The following is a 20054-nucleotide window of genomic DNA, read 5'->3' as shown; positions in this document are numbered from 1 at the left end:
TTTTTACACTTTACATTTTGCTTTGATCTTCCATGAACCGAATAAATGTCTGTACGCCGCCTCCGAGAACTGTTACTGCCTCCGGGCGGATTCCCTTTGCCTCTGATACGTCAAAGAAATCGCCCTTTTTTGTCTTTTCTGTTCTCATAAAGCTATCACTTCCAAAGAGACCTTCGTCCAGGCCGATATATTCATCGCCCCAGAAGGTACAATCTTCCGGCTGTATCTGATCCTGTTCCCATAAATGCTGTAAGATCATATCCACATTATCGCTTTTACTGGACACGCCCACTTCAAGATATTTGGCGTCTGTAGTGGCGGAAAGATCCATCCCATACTCTCTCGCAGTTTCTTCCGCAAGTTTTACAAGACCTTTCAGCCCCCCTTCAAATCCATGTCCGTTTAAGTTCTCCTTCAGGATCTCCAACTCATTTTCCTGGAAAAACAAGTTATCTCCCCGGTTATTTTCAACCATGAGGTCGATCTTACAATAATTGGGGCGGCTGAACACGATATCCGTTCTGAAATCATAGTCTTTCAATAACGTCTCGTGGATTTCATAACAGATCCTGTGGATCTTCAGCAGTTCCTCTTTTTCCGGGATCCTGTGGGAAAGAAGGAACGGCTGTCCCGCCTGATCATATGCGTAATTAAACGCGCCTCTCCCAAGACCCATATAGAGATTTTTCAGTTCTTCCGGTGTAAAATACTCGTGCAGTTTTCCCTTCGCAATATTTTCAATCGTTGTTCCGCTCACAATCACAAGCCTTATTCCCTGTGCAAGAAGTTTCTTCATGGGAACGACCACTTCATCCACCGGCGCTGTCCTCGACAATACCGCCGTTCCGTCCCAGTCAAAAAATATGGCTTTATATTTTTTCAATGTACTCACCTCCCTTTTCGTGAATCATTACTTCTTTCCCACTTATGAAAAACCGGATACTGTCTCCTTCTTCCAGCACGAACCTCGCCTGTCCTTTTGACACTTCTACTTTCAGGAGACTTCCCCGGAATCTCATCTTAAACGAATACCTCTCCCAGCGCTTTGGCAGCCACGGTTTAAACTTCAGCGCCGACTGCTGGCAGCGTACTCCCGCAAAACCATTGACGATCGCCTGCCATGTACCCGCCATATTCGCCGCATGGATACCGGCGTAAAAATTATTATGGTGGTCGTCCAGATCCATTCTTGCAGATTCTGCAAAATAACGGTACGCCTCGTCATAATACCCGATGTCGCACGCAACAATCCCGAAGATACACGTAGACAGGGAGGAATGATGCAGGGTCACTTCCTGATAAAAGTCATAATTTCTGCGGATCTCATCTTCTTCAAATAAATTGCTGTGAAGATACATCCCCAGGATCGCGTCCGCCTGCTTGGACATCCGGTGTCTCATAATAAATAACGGATGATAATTCTCGTATAACCACGCCCGCTTTTCCTCCGGGATCTTAGTCTCATCCCACGGCTTACGCATCATAAAGCCATCGTCCATCGGATAGACGTCGCGTTCTTCATCATACGGAAAATACATATTGTCGATGATACGTTTCCACAATTCCAGCTCGTCCTCTGAAAATCCCAGTTTCTCTTTTAATCTTTCAAACAACTCCGGCTCTTTCTCCGACAGATATGCCACGGCTGCAACCGCGTCTTTCAAATTCTCTCTCGCCATCAGATTAGTGTAAAAATTATTATCCACCAGCACATTGTATTCATCCGGTCCCGTCACACAGCAGATACAGTATTTGCCGTCTTTATTTTTCGCAAAACTTCCTACATCCGCCCATACTCTGGCAGTCTCGATAAACATTTCCGCGCCCTTTTCTTTTAAATACCCGGTATCCCCAGTAACCTGCAGATACAGAGACAGGGCGTACGCGATATCTGCGTTAATGTGATACTGCGCCGTTCCCAGCGGATAATAGGTGGATGCCTCCTCGCCGTTGATCGTCCTCCACGGATACAGAGCGCCTTTTTCATGACCCAGGATCCTTGCCCTCGCCCTCGCCTGATCCAGTGTACTGTAACGGAAATCCAGCAATTTTCCGGCTACCTCCGGCTCGGTATATACGAACACCGGAAGGACATACATCTCTGTATCCCAGAAATAATGCCCCTCATACCCTTCGCCAGACAAACCCTTCGCGCCCATTCCGGTTCTTCCGTCTCTGCCCGCCGACTGTAAAACATGAAAGAGGTTAAACCGGATCCCCTGCTGCAGCGACGCGCTCTCCTCGCCCCGGATCTCGATATCGGCTACGTTCCAGAAACTCTGCATATACCGTTTCTGCGCCTGCTCCAGTTTCAGATAGCCTTTCTCCTGTGCGGCATACAACGTCTGTTCCACAAAGGTCTCCAGCTTCTCCTCATCCATATCCAGGCTGGTAGAATAACAGATCATTTTTTCCAGCGTGATCTTTTTCCCTTCACAGCCTGTTATTTTTAAGGTCAGCGCCGCGTCCAGCTCTCCAAACTCCGTTGACGTTTCTACAACGGCGTCTTCTGAAACGATCTTGTGGGCGCTTCCGCACGCTACGGTGAGACGGCTGTTCTGTGTAATACCTTTGTAATATAAGCGTTTTTCATCTCCGAAAAGTTTCTCCGGTTCTAATTTCCGCCCAAACGGTCCATAGTCCACGATCGGATTGGTCTTTCGCGTATGGTTCTCCACATCCGCCTGAAGCCTGGAGACAAACCTGATCTCTCCCGAAAAATTCATTGGCGTAACTTCATAAGAAATACTCATAATATTTTTCATCTCAAAAGAGACAAGCCGTTTAATTTCAATCTTAATCCGTTTTCCCTGCGGCGAACGCCAGACCATCTTTCTCTCCAGGACGCCGTCTTTCATATGCAGCGTCCTCTGATAATCTTCCATCGTCCCCTGTTCCATATCGAACTCTTCGCCGTCTATGTATAACTTCGTCTCTTTCAGGTTCGGAAGATTCAATAAGGACTGGCTGAATAAGGGAGAGCCGAAGTTCGCTTCCCCGTACCGGATCTTCTCGCGCTCGTAAAAACCGTTCACGAAATTGCCTTCCAGTCCGGTATCAATATCAAACGCATACGCCTCCTCAAAAGTCCCTCTTGTTCCGATATAGCCGTTTGACAACGAAAACGTCGTCTCATTCCGATAATTATGTTTCCGGTCGAACTTGTCTTCTGTAATATCCCACTCCTGAATCGGATAAATTGCTTTCTTATCTAATCTCATATTGTCTTATCCTTTCACTGCTCCAGCCGTCAGACTTTCCATAACCTGTCTCTGTAAAATAATAAATACGAATATCGTAGGCAAAACAGTCATAACAACCGCCGCAAACAACGCCGAATAATTATTTGCAAATGTTCCCATATAATAATTCAGCGCGATTGGAACGGTTCTCGCCGTATCGCCGCTCGTAAGCATCAACGCAAAGTAAAATTCGTTCCAGGTATTGATGAACTGCAAAAGGGCGATCGTTACAAGTCCCGGTTTCGCCAATGGCAGAATAATATGCCAGAACGTCTGCAAAAACGACGCCCCGTCAATATAGGCAGATTCTTCTAACGCCATAGATATAGTCTTGTAATAACTTGTCATAACAAAGAATGACATCGGGATTCCCATCGCTGAATAAACAATGATCAGTCCCAGCTTTGTGTCGAATATTCCTAATTTCTGGAAAATCGCAAACAGAGGCTGTGATATTGCCTGCGCCGGTAACATTAAAGATGCGGATATCAGCAATATGATCAGTGTCTTTAATTTGAAATTAAACCTGGAAATAATATAAGCGCACATCGCTACTAATGTCACTGTGACCAGCACGCTTGTCCCGACAATAATTACACTGTTTAAGAAATATTTAGCAATCGGCGCGTACATAAACGCCGCCTTATAATTGTCCAGATTAAATGAGGACGGCCAGGACAGCGCCGAAGAATTGATCTCCGCATATGTTTTAAACGAGCTGATAAACGCCCATACAATAGGTCCTATTGCTATCAGAGAGAAAAATAGCATGAAAATATATTTTGCCGTTTTCGCACTTATGATTGAAATTTGTGATGTCTGTTTCATTTATTTTTCCTCCTTTCCACTTCATTTCTTTCCTTAAATAATCGCTGTATTGCAAGAACAAGCGTAAGACCGATGATAATCTGTATCACTCCGACCGCATTGGCTTTTCCGTAATTGTTTTCCAGCGTCGCCGCTTTGTACAGATAGATCGGCAGGTTCAGCGTTGTATTTCCCGGTCCGCCTTTCGTTGTCATATAGATAATATCAAACTGGGATACCATCGCTACCGATGCTAAGGTCACACAGGTTCCGAATATATTTCTCATAAGCGGAAGTGTGATATAACGATCCAGCTGCCACGGCCTTGCTCCGTCTATTCTCGCCGCTTCATAGATCTCTTTATCAATAGCTCCCATTTCCGCCAGGAAGATAATGGTGTTAAAACCGGAATACAGCATCCATGTAACGGTCACTGTCCAAAACGCATATCTGGAATTACCGAACAGGTTCGGCACCTGATTCATGTGTATACCAATCGCCTCAAGAAATGGATTGACCACTCCAAATGTCGGGTTTAACAGCAGTGTGAACATAACGCCGGTCGCCGCCGTCGGGATGATATTGGGGATCATATATGCTGTACGCACAATTTTCCATCCTTTCGGCTTGCGTCTCAAAACCAGCGCCATCACAAGTCCAAGAGTCACATGGAACGTAGACTGCAAAAGAACCCATACCAATGTGTTTCTTATAGACATAAGGAAGTCTTTATCTCCAAATATCTGTGTAAAATTTTTCAAACCGGCAAACTCCGGTCCTGAAAATGTCGTATAATTACAAAAGGATGTGTAAAGAACTGTTATAATGGGCGCCGCGTAGACAATTGCGAATAAAATCATGCAGGGCATTGTAAACAGTACGATCCAGACCCCTCTATTCTTTACCTTCATACGTTCTACCTCCTACAAAAGAAGGTCCGCAAGTATTGAATACTTGCGGACCTTTCACTCATTCAAGCTATTCCTGATTTTTTGCCGCTGACTCTGTCAATTTCTCGCAGAATTCCTTTGGTGTAATATTTCCGTATGCAAGTTCCGGAAGCTCTGTTGAAAATGTATCGATCGTATTCTGATACCAATATGCCTGATTCTGTCCATAAGTAACTTCTGCTTTATTCTGAATTTCTAATACCTGCGCCATAAGAGGATCGCTCTCTGTCAATGTATCTGGAATTTCCAGATCGTTTGATACAGGCTGAAGACCTGTCATTTCAAGCGCCTTAATCTGGTTCTCAGGACTTGTTTCAAATTTCAGGAATGCGACTGCCGCTTCAATCTTTTCTTCCTCTGTTGCTCCTACCATATCGCCAGGTGTCGGAACCATTTCCATACCGTTGCCAGGCATTAACATGATACCAACTTTGTCATAAAATCCTTCCGGCGCTTTCTCCGGCTCCTGGAAGTCCGGGATCATCCATGGACCATTCGGGAACATTGCTACTTCGCCGTTAAAGAAATGTGTTGCCATCGGATCGTATTTCCCGCCAACTGCGTCTGCCGTCGTATATTCTTTGAACATTGTCTGGATCTTCTCAGCGGCAGCCTCTACTTCCGGCGTATTGAAATCTGTTGGATACATGGTATTCATCCACTCATTTCCAGCTTCACCGTTCGTTCCGATCAACGCGCTCATCCAGAGGTTTGTCAGCCAGCCTGAATCCGCGGTATCCATTCCAAGCGGGGTGATTCCTTTTGCTTTTAACTGATCGCATACTTCAAAAAACTCGTCCCAGGATGCGAATGCTGTTTCCGGAGCTTCGATCCCTGCCTTTTCAAACAGTTCTTTATTATAATATATGTAAGAGATCTCTTTAGAAACCGGAACGCCGTAAATCTTGCCGTCTACGGTGTTAAACTCTAATGACGTATCATCAAAGAGCGCTTTCCACTCCGGATCCTCATCAAAGTACGGTGTTAAATCTGCTACCTTTCCTGATTTTGCCGCTAATTCTGTGATATTGTTTCCGCCGTTGAACACAATATCCGGCAGATCGCCGCTGGAGATCAGCAGTTTGATCTTCTGGTTATACGCGTCGGTAGTAGGAATTTCCTCGAAATTGAATTCTACATTCTTACCCGCCTCAGTTTTCTGGAATTCTTCAAACAGATATGAGTAGTAATCTGCCGCATAATCTGTTCCGACATGATAGTTGATGACATTCAGTACTATTTTCCCTGAATCATCTGAGGTTTCCTTGTCGTTGTCGCCGCCGCTGCAGGCAACAAGTCCAAGCGCCATACTGCCGATCAGGGCAGATGCCATTAACCTTTTCACAAATTTACGTTTCATAATTTTTCCTCCTCACGTAATAAATTTACATTTATTATATATTCAATTTTATATTTTTTTAATAAATTACATTGCCTTTTTCTTACATTTTAAAGTTCAAAACAGATGTCATATTTTTGAAAAAAATATATGAAATTCTGATTCTTTTAATATTTTGTTGTTTCATTTGAATATTTCCGCATTTTATTTGACATACATTGAATCTTCATTTTGGATATGTCATAATTATTTTACGATAATAACCGAGTAAGAGTGATTTATATGACTATGGATAAATATAAAAAAACAAAAATACCATCTCTCCGTACGTTTATAACCGCCGCGATTTCTATCATTGTAACCGTCGTCTTGCTATGCTCAATCTGGTTTTGTTATTCAAGAACATCTGCGATTTTAACTGAAAATTATGAAAACAGTATTACACAAAACCTGGAGTTAATAAACCATCAATTTATTGAGCAAATAGACCTGATTGATTCTATTATCCCGCTTTATTTAGCAGATACCATTATCTCGGAACCTCTGGAATCCGTAGAAACCGGTAAGCAATCGGCTGAAAACAGGCTGCAGATCGAGAAACAGATGTCCTACTTATATTATAGTACGTCTCTTGCAAGCAAAAATTTTACTAACAGCATTTATATTATTTCACAGGACGAGACCATTTTTAAGATTGGAACCTCCAGTTCTCCTGAGCCTGCGGAGTTTCAATGCCGGGAACTATTAAAAACGCTGGACAAAAAAGAACCGAAACTGATCTGTCAGACTTTGCCCCGGGACGATGGGAATATCTATTTTATCCGGAACCTGTTTAGCTCTAACACCGGAAACTATATTGGAACTTTCATAATTAATATTGATAAAGACAGATTCTTATCTTACCACACCAAAGATCTGGATCCGTCCTGGTTTCTGTGCCTGTATAATTCCTCTATGGCTGTTTTCTCTGATCCTGATATGGAGAAGGAATGTATGGCGCTCAAAGAACACGGGCAGAGGATCGGAGAACTTTCATTCCAGACAGCCCGCTTAAATGACAGGGAATATTTCGTCGCTTCACAGGAACTGTCGGGACTTGATCTGACTTCCAGCGTCGCCGCGCCGAAATCTTTAATGTTTGCCGACCTGAACAGTATCCTGAAATCTTATTTACTATTGTTAACGGGGATCGTTCTGATTGGTCTGTTTACCGCTATTGCGATCAGCCGCGCGATTACAAAACCAATAGATAAAATGATTTACAATATTAATCAGATATCCGAAAAGAAACAGAGCGCTTTGCCGCCAATGAAAATATACCGTGAGTTTGATGTCTGGGCGGATTCGTTTAACAAAATGCTGAAACAACTGGATATATATTATAATGATATTTTCCAAAAACAATTATTACTTAAAAATTCGGAAATCCATGCGCTGCAGACACAGATGAATCCACATTTCCTGCTGAATACTTTAAACACGATCGCATGGAAAGCACAGATCAGTGATAACGAGGAAATCTATCAGATGGTAATCTCATTAGGCGAATTTTTAAAGGCTAACACTCTGTCCAAAGAACAGGACTGTATTGCTCTTGAAAAAGAACTAAGATATGTGAAATTTTATATTTATTTACAACAGCAGCGCTTTGAAGATAAAATTTCCTGCGATATCCGCGTGCCGGAAACGCTTATGCACTTTCTAATCCCCTGTTTCAGTATCCAGCCGCTAGTGGAAAACGCGATCGTACATGGGTTGGAGCCAAAAACGGGCAAAGGGAAATTAATCGTGCAAATTTTAGAAACTGACGATTATTGTATGGAAATCTCGATCATTGATAACGGAGTCGGATTCCCGAAAGACTTTCAGGTCAGGGACATTGCCTCCTCTGATACCGACAGTCATACACATATCGGTCTGAAAAACCTGGACAGACGGCTTTTCCTGCTGTATGGAGACATGGCGCATTTAAGTATTGACAGTACGCCCGGCGTCTGTACAAGCATATCATTCAAAATACCTATTTCACGGGGGGGAGGGGTATCTTTACATGATCTTTAAAATATTAGTTGTTGACGATGAAGCTACTATGAGAAAAGGCATCACCAATTTTATGAATTGGGACTCTTTAGACTGTCAGGTTGTCGGAGCCGTTGAAAACGGTCTGGCCGCAATGGACTTTCTAAAAAATAGTGACGTTAATATCGTCCTGACAGATATTAAAATGCCGGGAGCGGACGGCTTGGAACTTGCACGGTTCATACACGACGAATATCCGCAGATAAAAGTGATCATCCTAACCGGATATGCAGATTTTGAATACGCGAAAACCGCTATAAAATACGACGTCGTTTCTTTTATTGTAAAACCAACAAATAAAAGAGATTTATTTGACGCGGTCAAAAAGGCGCAGGAACAAATCATAATCTCAAGAAACCGTTCCTCCATTGCCAAAGAAGAAATTGCTTTTCTCCGCGATCAGCTGCTGCTCGAAATGACGACCATGCCCTATGTCCCGTCTTTTGTGAAGCGGCTGTCTAAACTGAATTTGAGTTTAAACGATTATTATGTCGCCGCATTTCAATTGGTTCCTCTGGAAAACGATATTACTGCATTGAAAAAAATAATCATTGACGAGAAGAAAAACGCCTACTGTTACCGTTATAATAATCTGATCATAACTATTTACTTTTTAGAAAAATTTGAGGGACAAATACCTGAACATATACTGCAAAACTGTCAGGAGATCAGTACGATTACAGAAATGTTAGATTCTAAGCACGTAGCGATCGGCATCAGCCATTGCCACCGGGGCGCTGCGGATTTTCGTTCTGCCGTGGCGGAATCTATTCATGCCTTAACGCAAAATTTTTATTCAGAAAAAAATATTTTTCTTTTTTCTGATTGTGTAGAATCTTCAGAGTATGATCTGACCGCTGAAAATACTTTTGATCTGTTCGAATTTGAAAACCATCTTTTCAACCGCTTATTTGAAGATGCAGAACAGGTTTTAAAAAATATTTTTTCTAAATTTAAAAGCAACTTTGTATCGTCCATAGAGACCAAAAATATTTGTTTTCAGATATATTATATCTGTTACCGCGTTCTCAAAAAAAGAGAAGCCATACCGCCATCCAGCGAGCTGCTTGCAAGGATCCACTCCGCTCCGGATATTTTCATACTGGAAAACACGGTAAATGAATTATTTCAATATACGAAAAATCAGTTCAATGGTTCTAACGGCACGCAGAACAGGATCATTGAAAACACGATAAAATTTATCCATCAAAACTTAGCGACCGCTTTATCTTTGGAAGTCATTGCCGAGCATTTACATATATCAGCTTCTCATCTGAGCCGTACGTTTAAAAAATATTGTGATGAATCTCTGACTGAATATGTAAATAAAACCCGGATTGAAAAGGCGAAAGAGTACTTAAAAGACTCCAATATGCTCACATATGAAATTGCAAATCAGGTTGGTTACAATGATGCGACCTATTTTTCTTCTATTTTTAAGAAATACACTGGATTCAGCCCCAGTGAATACAGGCAGAAATATGCGCCTCATCAGCATTTCTCTGAGCAGAATAAATAGTATAAAAATGATAGGATAAATCTGCGTGGCGCTGAATGTACTGGCTTTTATTGGAATAGTTAGAGGATTTTTATCCACTAACTATTCCATATCCCATAATAGACGTTGCATTTACTGAATGAGTGTTCTGTTTTACCGCATCGCCGCTATTTCCATCTATCGTAGCCTGCCATTTCCCCTTGCTCTGAAACCACTCCACACCGACGCTGCATAAAGAAAATTTCGGGACTGCTCCGCGCACCAGCTGACAAAACAAGCGCACCATTCTTCTCTCTGTGCAAATCCATACCATGACCAATATTTCTCTCCGCCCTCATTCTCAAGCTGGCTTTTTGCGATCGTCACAAGCTGGTCATTCTCGAATAGACCGGCAAATAAGCCCCCACCCGAATAATACCGCTGAACGTCCGGTACATACTCCGGATCCCCGTATCTCGACCAGCCATTTTTCTAATCATTTAATCTGGTTCCCCGGTCTGGATTGTAGCCGCTGTAGAAACCGCTTTTCCATCAATCTCAGCAAGATAAAACCGCATATTCTTCTGCTTTATACATGTATAGTAGTTCTCTGCATCAATCATTTCCCATCCGTGCAGGGCAGTGTTTACCACATCTACCCAGGTGGAAAAGTCCTCCCGTGTCTGCACCTCTCTGCACACAACATCGGGGTTTTCGTCCGGCGAACAGGGTGTAAAATCAGATGCTTTCAGGAGCATTCCCGGCTCGGGCTGCTCTGCATTTTCTGTAAGATCCTGAAACCCGTTTGCCTTCAGTAATGCACGGATATTTCCCGGCTGGGCGTCAGGCGTGATTATCCACCGGTTCGGAACGGTCTTTTCCTTTATTCCCGCAATCAATTCCTGCAGCTCCTCCTGGCAGTGGTCATTACTAAGCTGCACATGGAATGCTAAAGACGGTCCGGTCTTTCCTTTCTTCGGTGTAATCCAGTCTACCGCTCCTTCATGCATCTCAATAATTCCCGACAAACAGAAAGCTTTATAATACCGATAATAATTCGCTATGACGGTTTGAGATTCTTGGGGAGTTACATACTGCGCCATAATATCCTCCGGGATCGTGATCTCATACTCGCAGGTCATATCTCCATTCAGTACGGAGCGCACTACCTTTCCCTCAAGCTTTCTGTTTAAGAAGGCTTCTGAAAAGTTCATTACATGCCCCAGGCTGCAATAGCATAGCTCTGCCGATACCGTTTCTTCCGCAAGGATGGATTCTTTGGCAAAGGGACAATGGCACGCATGATAGCGTTTCATCATACTGTCCTCTGCTTCCAGTTACGCATTCATATTGGAAGGAAAGGCCATACAGATCAGCTTATTGCCCTTTCGTACCGGAGCCAGCATCGCCGGATTTTCTCTGATAAACTCCAGAACCTCATCGGTGATTTCCTGCCCGTAGAAATCTTTATTCTGCTGATTCAGTCTGACAAAATTCTCTAATTCCGCATCATGGTGAACCTTCAGAAACGCATCCAGATCACCGATTTGCAGAAACTCGTCATGCGCCCAGGATGATTGGGACGGATGCAGTCCATGCCGCACCTTACAGAGAATGGCTCTTACCGTCTCCTTGTCGGTCATCTTCTCAAAGCGTTAAATGTAGTTATAGAACCGGTATCCAGTATTCATAGATGGCATCCTGCGGATCTACCTTGATATACACCTCAATATCCGGGGTATTGGCATATATATAGCCGGAAGTAGGAAGCCACTCCGTAATCACGCGCTTTTCCAACTCCTGCAGGGAACGGTTTGAGCCACGCCCTTCAAAAATCGCCCATTTGCAGGCCGGAATATAATACTCTTCAAACTCATTGCTCTTTTTGTCTGAACAGACTGCAATCAGATACTTCCAGTCCTCCGTATGGTGTACGCCGACCCCCAGCAGTCCCTGGGGCCTTCCGCTCATGAGGGAACCCAGCTTATCCAGCGTTCCATCTGTGAGCGCATTGTCCCATACCGACGGAATCTCTTCAAAATTTCTGCTGAGATCCCGATCCAGCGGACAGGAAATACCTACAATACGAAACGCAGTCTTTTCCTCCACCCTGAATTTCAGCGGTAGTCCGCCATTCACAGAAACATGGAATTGCAGCGGCGGATATGCCCGCAGGGGAACATTTTCTGTTTTCAGGACAGAAGGCACAATCCCATGAAAGCTTTTGAACGCCCTGGTAAACGCCGTCGGGGATTCATACCCATACTTGACAGCGATATCAATGACTCTTCCGGTGTCCCTTTGCAGCTCTACTGCCGCCAGAGATAACCTGCGCCGTCGTATGTATTCGCGCAGCGTCATATCCGTCATATAAAGGAACATCTGCTGGAAATAGTATGACGGGCAACCAGCCACTTCCGCCACCTTTTCATAATCCAGCTCCTCCGTTATATGCTGCTCTATGTATTCAATTGACTGGTTCAATCGTTGCATCCATTCCATAATACAGTTGCGCTATTATATCACTTCATTATAGCTGATCCTTTCCTAGTTTTCCTCGCATTCAGACCGTATCAACTGATAGCCTTACCCTGCGAATACGTCCCACAGGAGCTGAGATTATCTTTTCACCCCGCAGGATTCAATCCAGACAAAGCTGGTATAGAGCTGACAGCTTGTTCTGAAATTGCGTTTATTGTGGTAAAAAGAGTATCACAGCAGCCTTGCGTTAACCATGCCGGAATCTTGGTTTATTCTTGTATTTTACAGTTCTCTTCCTATTTTACTTTTTCTCAAAGTGTCCTTCTCGACTATTTTTGTCAAATTACAGTGAGCAGAGGGTGCAGAAGCCCTCCCTTTTCGTACATAAGAAGCTCGTCCCGGTATACCCACTTTACATCCACAACCTCAGTCTCCTGCATTCGGATCTCGGACAACTCAATATCTGCATGAAACTGCCACACATCATAAAAATCCTGAACAGAATCTCTTCTTGTATGACAGAGCCGCTCCGCTCCTGTGGGATCCAGCGTGATTCCCAGCTCTTCTTTCACTTCCCGAAGCGCACCGGCAAGGCTGTCTTCACCGGCAAGAACACTTCCGCCGGTGCATTCCCACAAAAGCGGGTACTGTTTATTCGGATGACGCTGCGAGAGAAGATATTGTTCTTTGCTGTTGCGGATCCATGCGCTTACGGAAAGATGATAATATCCTTTCGGAATCGGCATGCCCCGGAATATCGTCACATCCGTTTTCTCGCCGGCGTCATTATATAAATCCCATCTCTCTGTCATTGTCATATCTCCCATCCTGGAAGCGGCGCTTCTGTGAAATCTTTTATGTAGCGATCACTGATTTTTTCTATCTCAGTCTGGTGGTGAGCCGAATACTTGTCATACACACCGCAAACAAGCATTCCCGCCTGCTTTGCGCTTCTGACTGCCGGAAGCACGTCGTCGAAAACAAGGCACCGATCCGGAGCTACTTCTAATCTGCGTGCCGCAAGCTCAAATACATCCGGAAATTCCTTGCCGCGTACTACTTCGTCTGTGGAGCAGAGTGCATCAAACAGCCCCAAAACCGAGTTGTTTTCAAGACACGGTACGAACAGTTTCTCCGGCAATCCGGTAGCAACTGCCAGCTTGATTCCTGACTCCTTGAGCATTTTCAAATACTCCCGTGCATAAGGAACCAGTTTCACATGGCGGGCATACTCATAAACGGCCATCTCATTCCATTCCCGTACCATATCGTCTACCTTTTCAGTAAGTCCAAATAAATCTATCGTATACTGCGCTGCCTCTTCAAAACTGCGGGCGCAGATTTCTGTCACATAATTTTCGGGAACCGGCAGACCACGCTTCTGTAAAAACATAATATCGATCTGTTCCCAAACATCCATGGAATCCAGGAGTGTTCCATCCAGATCCAAAATAGCTGCCTCAAATCTCATGGCTCACCTCTGTGTAAAATGCTTCTTTTATCTGCGCTGCGGCCTTTCGGATATCCGGTTGTCCAATAATGGCGGAAACAACGGCCAGACCGTCAATCCCTATCGGACGAAACATCCCCGCATTTTCCAGATTGATTCCGCCGATCACGACAATCGGCAGATTTGTTACGCGCCGGATTCTCTGCAGTTCTTCCAGCGAGACTGCATCCGCATCTGTCAGTGTCTGTGTACTCATTATCCCTCGGTCTGTCACGAGATATAGGGAGTAATCTATCTGCATTCTGCCACCTCGCTTTCCTGTGTCGGCAAACCATGCCGGTACAACTCATAAAAGTGATGGGTCGGTCCGCAGCCTTTTCCAATGGCAAGGGAGTGGGTAATTGCTGTAGTAACATAAACTTTCGCTTTCTCCACCGCTTTGCAGATATCCATGCCCAGCGCCAGTTGTGATGCGATTGCGGAAGAAAAAGTACAGCCTGTGCCATGAGTGTTCTTAGTGGCAATCCGCTCGGTTTCAAAGTGGTACATCTGCTTTCCGTCAAACAAGACATCCAGTGCGTTTCCAATGGCGTGGCCGCCCTTTACAACAACAGTCTTACTACCCATATCGTGGATTTTCCGGGCAGCTGCTTCCATATCCGTCACAGACCGAATCTCCACACCGGTAATCCTCTCCGCCTCCGGAATATTCGGCGTAAGCACGTCCGCCAAGGGAAGAATCGTTTCGATCAGCGCATCCACTGCTGAGGGATCCATGAGGGGGCAACCGTTTTTTGCATACATAACCGGGTCTATGACCACATGCTCAGGTTTATACTGGCGCAGCTTTCCCGCTACTGCTCTCATGCATTCCGGTGTGGAGAGCATTCCCACCTTGACCGCATCGACTTCGATATCCTCAAATACCGCATCGATTTGCTTTTCAATCATTTCCGGTGTAATATCCTGAATATCAATCACGCGGCTGGTGTTTTCTGCAACGACTGAAACAATCACGCTCATACCAAACACTCCATGGGCAGAAAACGTCTTTAAATCTGCCTGTATGCCCGCACCGCCGCTGCAGTCTGAGCCGGCAATCGTCAATACTTTCTTTATCATATAAGTTTCTCCTTTGCTTCTTTCGGGAATACGATCATCAGCGTCCCATTCTTTACAGATATCCGGCTCTTCTCACCAATGAACTCATTGCTTGTACCGATTGGGAAGGTATTGGTCAGCGTTGCATCTGCCAGTGGATATTTTAAGCCCTGTAAATAAACCCCTTCCGACTTCTCTGAATAGGAGAAAACGGATATATAACCGGAGGGAACCGGTGAAAAAGACAGCACTCCATTCGTAACTGCAGTAATAATGTTTTCACTTCCAGGCGCATTCCCAGTCGTTTCAGAGTAACCGACCTTTTTCAACTTTTTGTCTACTGGACGCACGAAGCGGTTTTGGGGACAATGCAGGTATCCTTTCCGGCCATTTTCAGCAAGATATGCCAGCACCTGCAGGTTCGCTATGGTGTGGTCGATCCTTCCGCCTGTCCCGCCGTATAGGTGAAATTCCGTATATCCGGCTTTTATCCCTTCCCGGACTGCTGCGAGCATATCCGTATCATCCTTTTCACAGCTCAGTGTGATGACGTTTCCGCCTATCGGAGCGTTCTCCAGCGTATCAAAATCCCCGATAATCAAATCGGCAGCGATGCCGCTTTGCTCCAGATACCGTAACCCTGCGTCAGCGGCGATCACCAAGTCTTCTTCTGACGGATGGAACTCCAGACTGAGACAGTCTCCCGCACCGACAACATAACAAATTCCGTTTTTCAAGGCGCTACCTCCGATATGGCATTTTCCAGAAATCCAGTTCAAGAAGACTTGCCTTTTTGAAAATATGGCTCAGCTTTTCCTTTTCAGTATCCGAGAGAGTTTCGCACTTTCCATCTGTAAACCGCGACCATTCCCGGCAGCTCTCTGCATAGCGCTCATCGGCATAATCCTCAATGAAATCCCAGTATCTTGATTCCTTGCTCTTCGGATCCTCCGCCAGTCTGCGGAAAATATAGCTGTAGCTCATCATACAGGGAAGTACCGCCATCAGCATTTCCTTTTCATCGCCACGCTCCGCGGTTTCCAGCAAAAAGTCAATATAGCGCTGGTTCTCCGGCAGCGGGGCTATGGATTCGATATCATCGTCCGTCATATCGAACTGTTCTAAGTATCGCAGCCGCACTGCAGACTCCGTATCCGTAACAAAGCTCAGGACAGAGTAATAAAGCTGGATATCCCGCAGCGTTTTTGCATGATAGATTTCCTTTCCATAGACACGGGCGTAATGCTTCAGGTAAATGCTGTCCTGTATCATGTATTCTTTAAAGCATTCAAAGGGAAGCGTCCCTGCCTTCATCTCCTGGACAAATGGCGTTGTAATGCACTCATCCCAGATAGGGATATTCTTTTCGAGCACCTCGTTCATAAATGACATTTTTGATTCCTCCTGTGTGTTTGTTCCGATCATCTATGCTGCCAGAAGATAAACAAAAAAGAGCTTCCAAATCAATCGGAAGCTCTTTCAGACGCAATACGGGCGTAAGAAATTGCTTCCCTACGCCGGTATTAGCCGACAGGTCCAGAGGTCAGGTCTTAACCTTTTTCAACTTGTTCAGTTCCCTCGCAAACACAGATAATCAGTATTTAATTTACGCAAAAAGGACGCCCACTTGGAGCGTCCTGGAAATACAAATGCTGTATTCATTCAGCTCCCTACGTTGGTATTAACCAACAGGTTCAAAGGGTCAGGTTTTGCCTTCTCAACTACATGGTAGTCCCCCTGCTTATGGCTATTATACGATTTCTGTGTAGATTTGTCAAATCGGCTATCCCGTCCGATATTGCTTCACGATCATGTCCTTCCAAATGGGTCGGCAATAACTTCGTCCGCTACCGGGTATTCCAAATACCAGCTTTTGAACTTTAAGTATTCCGCCTGCGGATGTTCCTTGTCATACCCGGCAGGAACATTCTTCAGTGATGTACCCTGTACTCTGAAATACTTCTGGAATTCCGGCGCATGAATAATCTCTTCAAACTCCTCGCCGTGTTCCGTAATGTAGTCGCGGATCATTTCCGTTGCGTCTCTGAACATATCTGCAAACAGTCCGCCGCCAAGGAAGGACTGACCGCCCGGTTTAATCATCAGATAATATCCTACCGGAACGGGCAGCTTGCCCTTTGAAGCAATGTGTGCGCGGAATGCAGGATTGTACGGAGACTTGTCATGACTGAACCGCGTGTCCCGCACCAGTTTGAAAGTAAGCTCCTTGGGCTGGTTATGCAGAATGCTGCTGTCAAACTCTCCAATACGCAGAATGAGAGTCTGGATTAGTTCCTCGAACTGCGCGTTTGCCTCTTTGTTTTCCGCTTTGTGGGCATGGTACCATTCCCGGTTATTATGTTCGCTCAAATCGGTCAGGTACTTTAAAATCCATTTTGTATCCATTTTCCGAACCTCCCTTATGCACTTCCAACAACCGAAAAGGAGGAACCGTTCAGGAAATCCTCAATGAATTTTTTCAGGCTTCCCGGAGACTGATAGGTTTTGCAGAAGGAAAATTCATGGGAAATTCCATCAATCTCCTCCATTGCTTCCTTAAAATCCGTCATTTCCTTTGGTACAGCAGTGGTAAAGTCCAGCTGCGCCGGGTTAATTCTACGATTCTGGATAGCATAGTTTACCCTGTCTGCACAGTGGCATGCCCCGTTTCCATATTCGCCGCAGTATTCCTTTAAGAAATCCGCCACCTTTTTGCGAACCCTTGACAGACGCTGGCGGTAGGCTTCCGGCGTAATCCCCAGAATATCTCCGGCAATACGGCTGTCCAGCTTGAACATCGTACCCAGTATGAAGATGCAGCGGCTCTCAGCGTCCAGGCACTGCAGCATAACATTGGTGCAGGAAAGCTTCAGTTCTTCAGCCAGAATAGACTGCTCCACATTCTGTGTCAGATCCGGCACATCGTTGATTTTTGCATTTTTGATATCGTCCCCATAAAACTCAAAGCTGAGAGGGAACTTGGCAAACATATGCTTCTGGTAGTTTTTCAGATGGTTGGTTGCAATACTGAATACCCATGTTGAAAATGAACTCTCACCTCTAAAGGAAGACAGGTGGGTGATGACTTTCAGCAGGATATCCTGTGTTGCGTCATCTGCATCATGGAAAGTTCCAAGCATACGCAGGGAAAGGTTAAAAACCAGGTCCTGTATGCCAAGCACAATGGTCTCAAGGGATTTTTTATCCCCTGATGTCGCTTTCTGGACTAAATCCAATAATTCTTCGTTCGTAAACTGATTCATGATTCCTCTTTTCTGAAGTGCTAATGATATTTTTATACGAGAACATATCAGGAAACGATTGAGTCCCAACATCAGACCCTGCGGCGCTTCAACGCAGAATTTATCCGTATATATCATTAGACAACCCTTTCCCGTCTGTGTGACAAGAAATTTTGATTTATATCAAAAAACCTACTTTTTCCCCTCCAGAGCCTTCGTTCCCGCTATTATAACCTGCAATGAAATTTCAAAGCTCTCCTCAATGGATATCGGATTCCCAAACGCATGGTTATTTACCAGCAAGGCGAAGCCTTCCAGGAATCCGCGATATGTGCGAATCAGGTGGTCGCTGTTTTCCTTTGATATGTTGAGCGTCGAAAAGACTCTGTATATCATGGAAAACATCCCTTCGGTTGCATTCTGCGTTTCCTCACTTTGAAATTTGTTATACCAAAGCATCGCATTGAACACGCCCGGATTTTCAGTTGCGTACTGATAGAACGCACGGCAGATTGCTTCTAACGCCTCATATCCGCTGACACATACAGCCGCATCCGTCATCGTTCGATCCATTTGTTTCCAGCCAAAGATCATAATTTCCTTGCGCCGCCATCATAAATGGTCTTTATGACAAATACCGTATCCTCATCATATGTAACCCCAACCTTGCTAAACTCGGAATCATCACCGCTTCCTGGACCGACCATAATATTCCCGCCGCATTCCGACTGTCCTGTGATCGCTTCCACAACCGTAAGCTGTGTTCCCTTAATCTCTTTAATGCTGCCTTCCAGGTTTGGGGAATCTTTTTTAATGCTGCCATTGTTTGATTCTCCTGTTTCAGTCGGTTTTTCTGTCTCAACCGGTTTTTCTTTGCTATCATTTGGTTCCTCTGTTTCAGAGGAAGGTTCGTTACCGTTTTTCTCATCCACATCATCTTTTTCCGGTTCTATGTTTAAGTCAGCATCTGCTGCATCCTCTTTAAAGTCCGCGCCTTCCGTATCTTCCTGTTTCTGCTTTTGATCAGGGGCTTCCTTGGTACTCTGGCAGGCGCAAACCGTAACTCCTATGACACACAATACTCCTGTCAGCATCAGTATTTTACTTGCTTTTTTTCATTTTGATCTCCTTTCCATTTTGACATTTACCAGCAGTTCCCAAGTCTTGTATCAAAGCAATCTCTAATTGTCCTCTAAACCAGCTTAAAAAAACCTTTAATTTATAATCTGTTATGATTGTATCTGATATGTTCTAAAACTTTATTACAAAAGAAAAGCACCAATGCTCAGTAAATACCGGGCATTGGCACTTTTTCTTATATGGTACGCCTACGAATCTTTTGATAGAGCAGCGACGCTGCCGTCATCACAACGCCTGCAGCAAACAACCAGATTTTTGCCTTGTAATCACCAATGGCCATGGAGAACAGATAGAAGCTGCCCAGCTTCGGTCCCATACCGATATTGAGCGCATAATACAGCAGCGGCGGCATATATCCGATAACTGTGTTTCCAGTAAGCGCCGAGGTCAGCATGCCTATGGAACCTAAGAATACAGCGTCTGCTGCCGTTCCCAAAGCCATAACCGGCGTCACATCACAGCTGCACATTTTCATATACACTGTAAATATGGCAATGAGCAAGACTGCCGCTGTCACGGAATACACCGTTCGTATAAGATAAACCCGTTCTGTGCTGCAATACTTGGAAGATACCAGATCGTTGATCTCCTCATTTTGTTCCGGCTGAAATACCGGCGTCAACAGCACAATACCAATCAGGGATACAAACATTTCCAGCGGCATGGCGGCGGATTTTTGATCCAGATTGGACGTGCCAATCAGCAGCGGCACCAGTAGGCATAAGACTGCAGCTACGGCAATAGAC

Annotated in this window: 21 protein-coding genes, 1 pseudogene and 1 riboswitch; of the genes and pseudogenes, 2 read left to right on the top strand and 20 right to left on the bottom strand. The window is 44.7% G+C overall.

The window, feature by feature from the left end:
* Positions 1-10: 10 nt before the first annotated feature.
* From E1963_RS14845 to E1963_RS14825, 5 genes are all read right to left on the bottom strand, one after another.
* Entirely contained in the window at positions 11-883 is an 873-nt protein-coding gene (locus tag E1963_RS14845) for an HAD family hydrolase (RefSeq protein WP_132279527.1), read from the bottom strand.
* Positions 870-3221, bottom strand: a complete 2352-nt coding sequence (locus E1963_RS14840) for a glycoside hydrolase family 65 protein (RefSeq protein ID WP_132279524.1) — start codon at positions 3219-3221, stop codon at positions 870-872. Before E1963_RS14840 ends, E1963_RS14845 begins: the two co-directional genes overlap by 14 nt.
* Before the next feature lie 6 nt (positions 3222-3227).
* The gene (locus tag E1963_RS14835) at positions 3228-4070 is read right to left on the bottom strand and encodes a carbohydrate ABC transporter permease (RefSeq protein WP_004606908.1); all 843 of its coding nucleotides are present in this window, start codon (positions 4068-4070) and stop codon (positions 3228-3230) included.
* Positions 4067-4960, bottom strand: a complete 894-nt coding sequence (locus tag E1963_RS14830; RefSeq protein ID WP_132279521.1) for a carbohydrate ABC transporter permease — start codon at positions 4958-4960, stop codon at positions 4067-4069. The genes E1963_RS14835 and E1963_RS14830 overlap by 4 nt, the downstream gene beginning before the upstream one ends.
* A gap of 67 nt (positions 4961-5027) precedes the next feature.
* Positions 5028-6359, bottom strand: a complete 1332-nt coding sequence (locus tag E1963_RS14825; RefSeq protein ID WP_132279518.1) for an ABC transporter substrate-binding protein — start codon at positions 6357-6359, stop codon at positions 5028-5030.
* A gap of 261 nt (positions 6360-6620) precedes the next feature.
* On the opposite strand from E1963_RS14825, the gene E1963_RS14820 reads away from it, so the two are divergent.
* Both E1963_RS14820 and E1963_RS14815 read left to right on the top strand, forming a co-directional pair.
* Positions 6621-8399, top strand: a complete 1779-nt coding sequence (locus E1963_RS14820; RefSeq protein ID WP_132279515.1) for a sensor histidine kinase — start codon at positions 6621-6623, stop codon at positions 8397-8399.
* Positions 8389-9936, top strand: a complete 1548-nt coding sequence (locus tag E1963_RS14815; RefSeq protein WP_004606912.1) for a response regulator — start codon at positions 8389-8391, stop codon at positions 9934-9936. Before E1963_RS14820 ends, E1963_RS14815 begins: the two co-directional genes overlap by 11 nt.
* Positions 9937-10006: 70 nt before the next feature.
* On the opposite strand, the pseudogene E1963_RS22795 reads toward E1963_RS14815, so the two are convergent.
* From E1963_RS22795 to E1963_RS14740, 15 genes and pseudogenes are all read right to left on the bottom strand, one after another.
* Positions 10007-10383 (bottom strand): annotated as a pseudogene (locus E1963_RS22795) (CHAP domain-containing protein); the annotation flags it as partial.
* An 11-nt stretch (positions 10384-10394) separates the two neighbouring features.
* Positions 10395-11213, bottom strand: a complete 819-nt coding sequence (locus tag E1963_RS14805; RefSeq protein ID WP_132279512.1) for a hypothetical protein — start codon at positions 11211-11213, stop codon at positions 10395-10397.
* An 18-nt stretch (positions 11214-11231) separates the two neighbouring features.
* Positions 11232-11537 (bottom strand): hypothetical protein, encoded by a 306-nt coding sequence (locus E1963_RS14800; protein ID WP_132279509.1) that lies wholly within the window; start codon positions 11535-11537, stop codon positions 11232-11234.
* Between the two features lie 22 nt (positions 11538-11559).
* Positions 11560-12387 (bottom strand): AraC family transcriptional regulator, encoded by an 828-nt coding sequence (locus E1963_RS14795; RefSeq protein WP_330570851.1) that lies wholly within the window; start codon positions 12385-12387, stop codon positions 11560-11562.
* A gap of 326 nt (positions 12388-12713) precedes the next feature.
* Positions 12714-13187 (bottom strand): NUDIX hydrolase, encoded by a 474-nt coding sequence (locus E1963_RS14790; RefSeq protein WP_243117753.1) that lies wholly within the window; start codon positions 13185-13187, stop codon positions 12714-12716.
* Between the two features lie 2 nt (positions 13188-13189).
* The gene (locus E1963_RS14785; protein ID WP_132279500.1) at positions 13190-13846 is read right to left on the bottom strand and encodes an HAD family hydrolase; all 657 of its coding nucleotides are present in this window, start codon (positions 13844-13846) and stop codon (positions 13190-13192) included.
* Entirely contained in the window at positions 13836-14126 is a 291-nt protein-coding gene (locus E1963_RS14780; protein ID WP_132279497.1) for a thiamine phosphate synthase, read from the bottom strand. The genes E1963_RS14785 and E1963_RS14780 overlap by 11 nt, the downstream gene beginning before the upstream one ends.
* Complete coding sequence (thiD, locus tag E1963_RS14775; RefSeq protein WP_330570849.1) at positions 14117-14947, bottom strand: bifunctional hydroxymethylpyrimidine kinase/phosphomethylpyrimidine kinase; 831 nt, start codon at positions 14945-14947, stop codon at positions 14117-14119. Before thiD ends, E1963_RS14780 begins: the two co-directional genes overlap by 10 nt.
* Positions 14944-15663 (bottom strand): thiamine diphosphokinase, encoded by a 720-nt coding sequence (locus tag E1963_RS14770; protein WP_167482217.1) that lies wholly within the window; start codon positions 15661-15663, stop codon positions 14944-14946. Before E1963_RS14770 ends, thiD begins: the two co-directional genes overlap by 4 nt.
* 4 nt (positions 15664-15667) lie before the next feature.
* Positions 15668-16318 (bottom strand): thiaminase II, encoded by a 651-nt coding sequence (tenA, locus tag E1963_RS14765; protein ID WP_132279491.1) that lies wholly within the window; start codon positions 16316-16318, stop codon positions 15668-15670.
* 258 nt (positions 16319-16576) lie between these two features.
* Positions 16577-16675: riboswitch (TPP riboswitch) on the bottom strand.
* Positions 16676-16735: 60 nt separating this feature from the next.
* Positions 16736-17332: a DUF2461 domain-containing protein gene (locus E1963_RS14760; RefSeq protein ID WP_132279488.1), complete on the bottom strand. Its 597-nt coding sequence runs from the start codon at positions 17330-17332 to the stop codon at positions 16736-16738.
* 14 nt (positions 17333-17346) lie between these two features.
* On the bottom strand, positions 17347-18189 hold the full coding sequence (locus E1963_RS14755) for an RNA polymerase sigma factor (RefSeq protein WP_132279485.1): 843 nt from the start codon (positions 18187-18189) through the stop codon (positions 17347-17349).
* 171 nt (positions 18190-18360) lie between these two features.
* Positions 18361-18741, bottom strand: a complete 381-nt coding sequence (locus E1963_RS14750; RefSeq protein WP_243117752.1) for a TetR-like C-terminal domain-containing protein — start codon at positions 18739-18741, stop codon at positions 18361-18363.
* Between the two features lie 17 nt (positions 18742-18758).
* The gene (locus E1963_RS14745) at positions 18759-19262 is read right to left on the bottom strand and encodes a hypothetical protein (RefSeq protein WP_132279479.1); all 504 of its coding nucleotides are present in this window, start codon (positions 19260-19262) and stop codon (positions 18759-18761) included.
* Between the two features lie 221 nt (positions 19263-19483).
* A complete protein-coding gene (locus E1963_RS14740) occupies positions 19484-20020 on the bottom strand; it encodes an ABC transporter permease (protein ID WP_145964193.1) in 537 nt (178 codons plus the stop codon).
* Positions 20021-20054 lie beyond the last annotated feature (34 nt).

Source organism: Extibacter muris (assembly GCF_004345005.1).
GTDB classification, from domain to species: domain Bacteria; phylum Bacillota; class Clostridia; order Lachnospirales; family Lachnospiraceae; genus Extibacter; species Extibacter muris.
The sequence above is the reverse complement of the archived record's forward strand: the minus strand, read 5'-3'. Positions and strand labels throughout refer to the sequence as shown.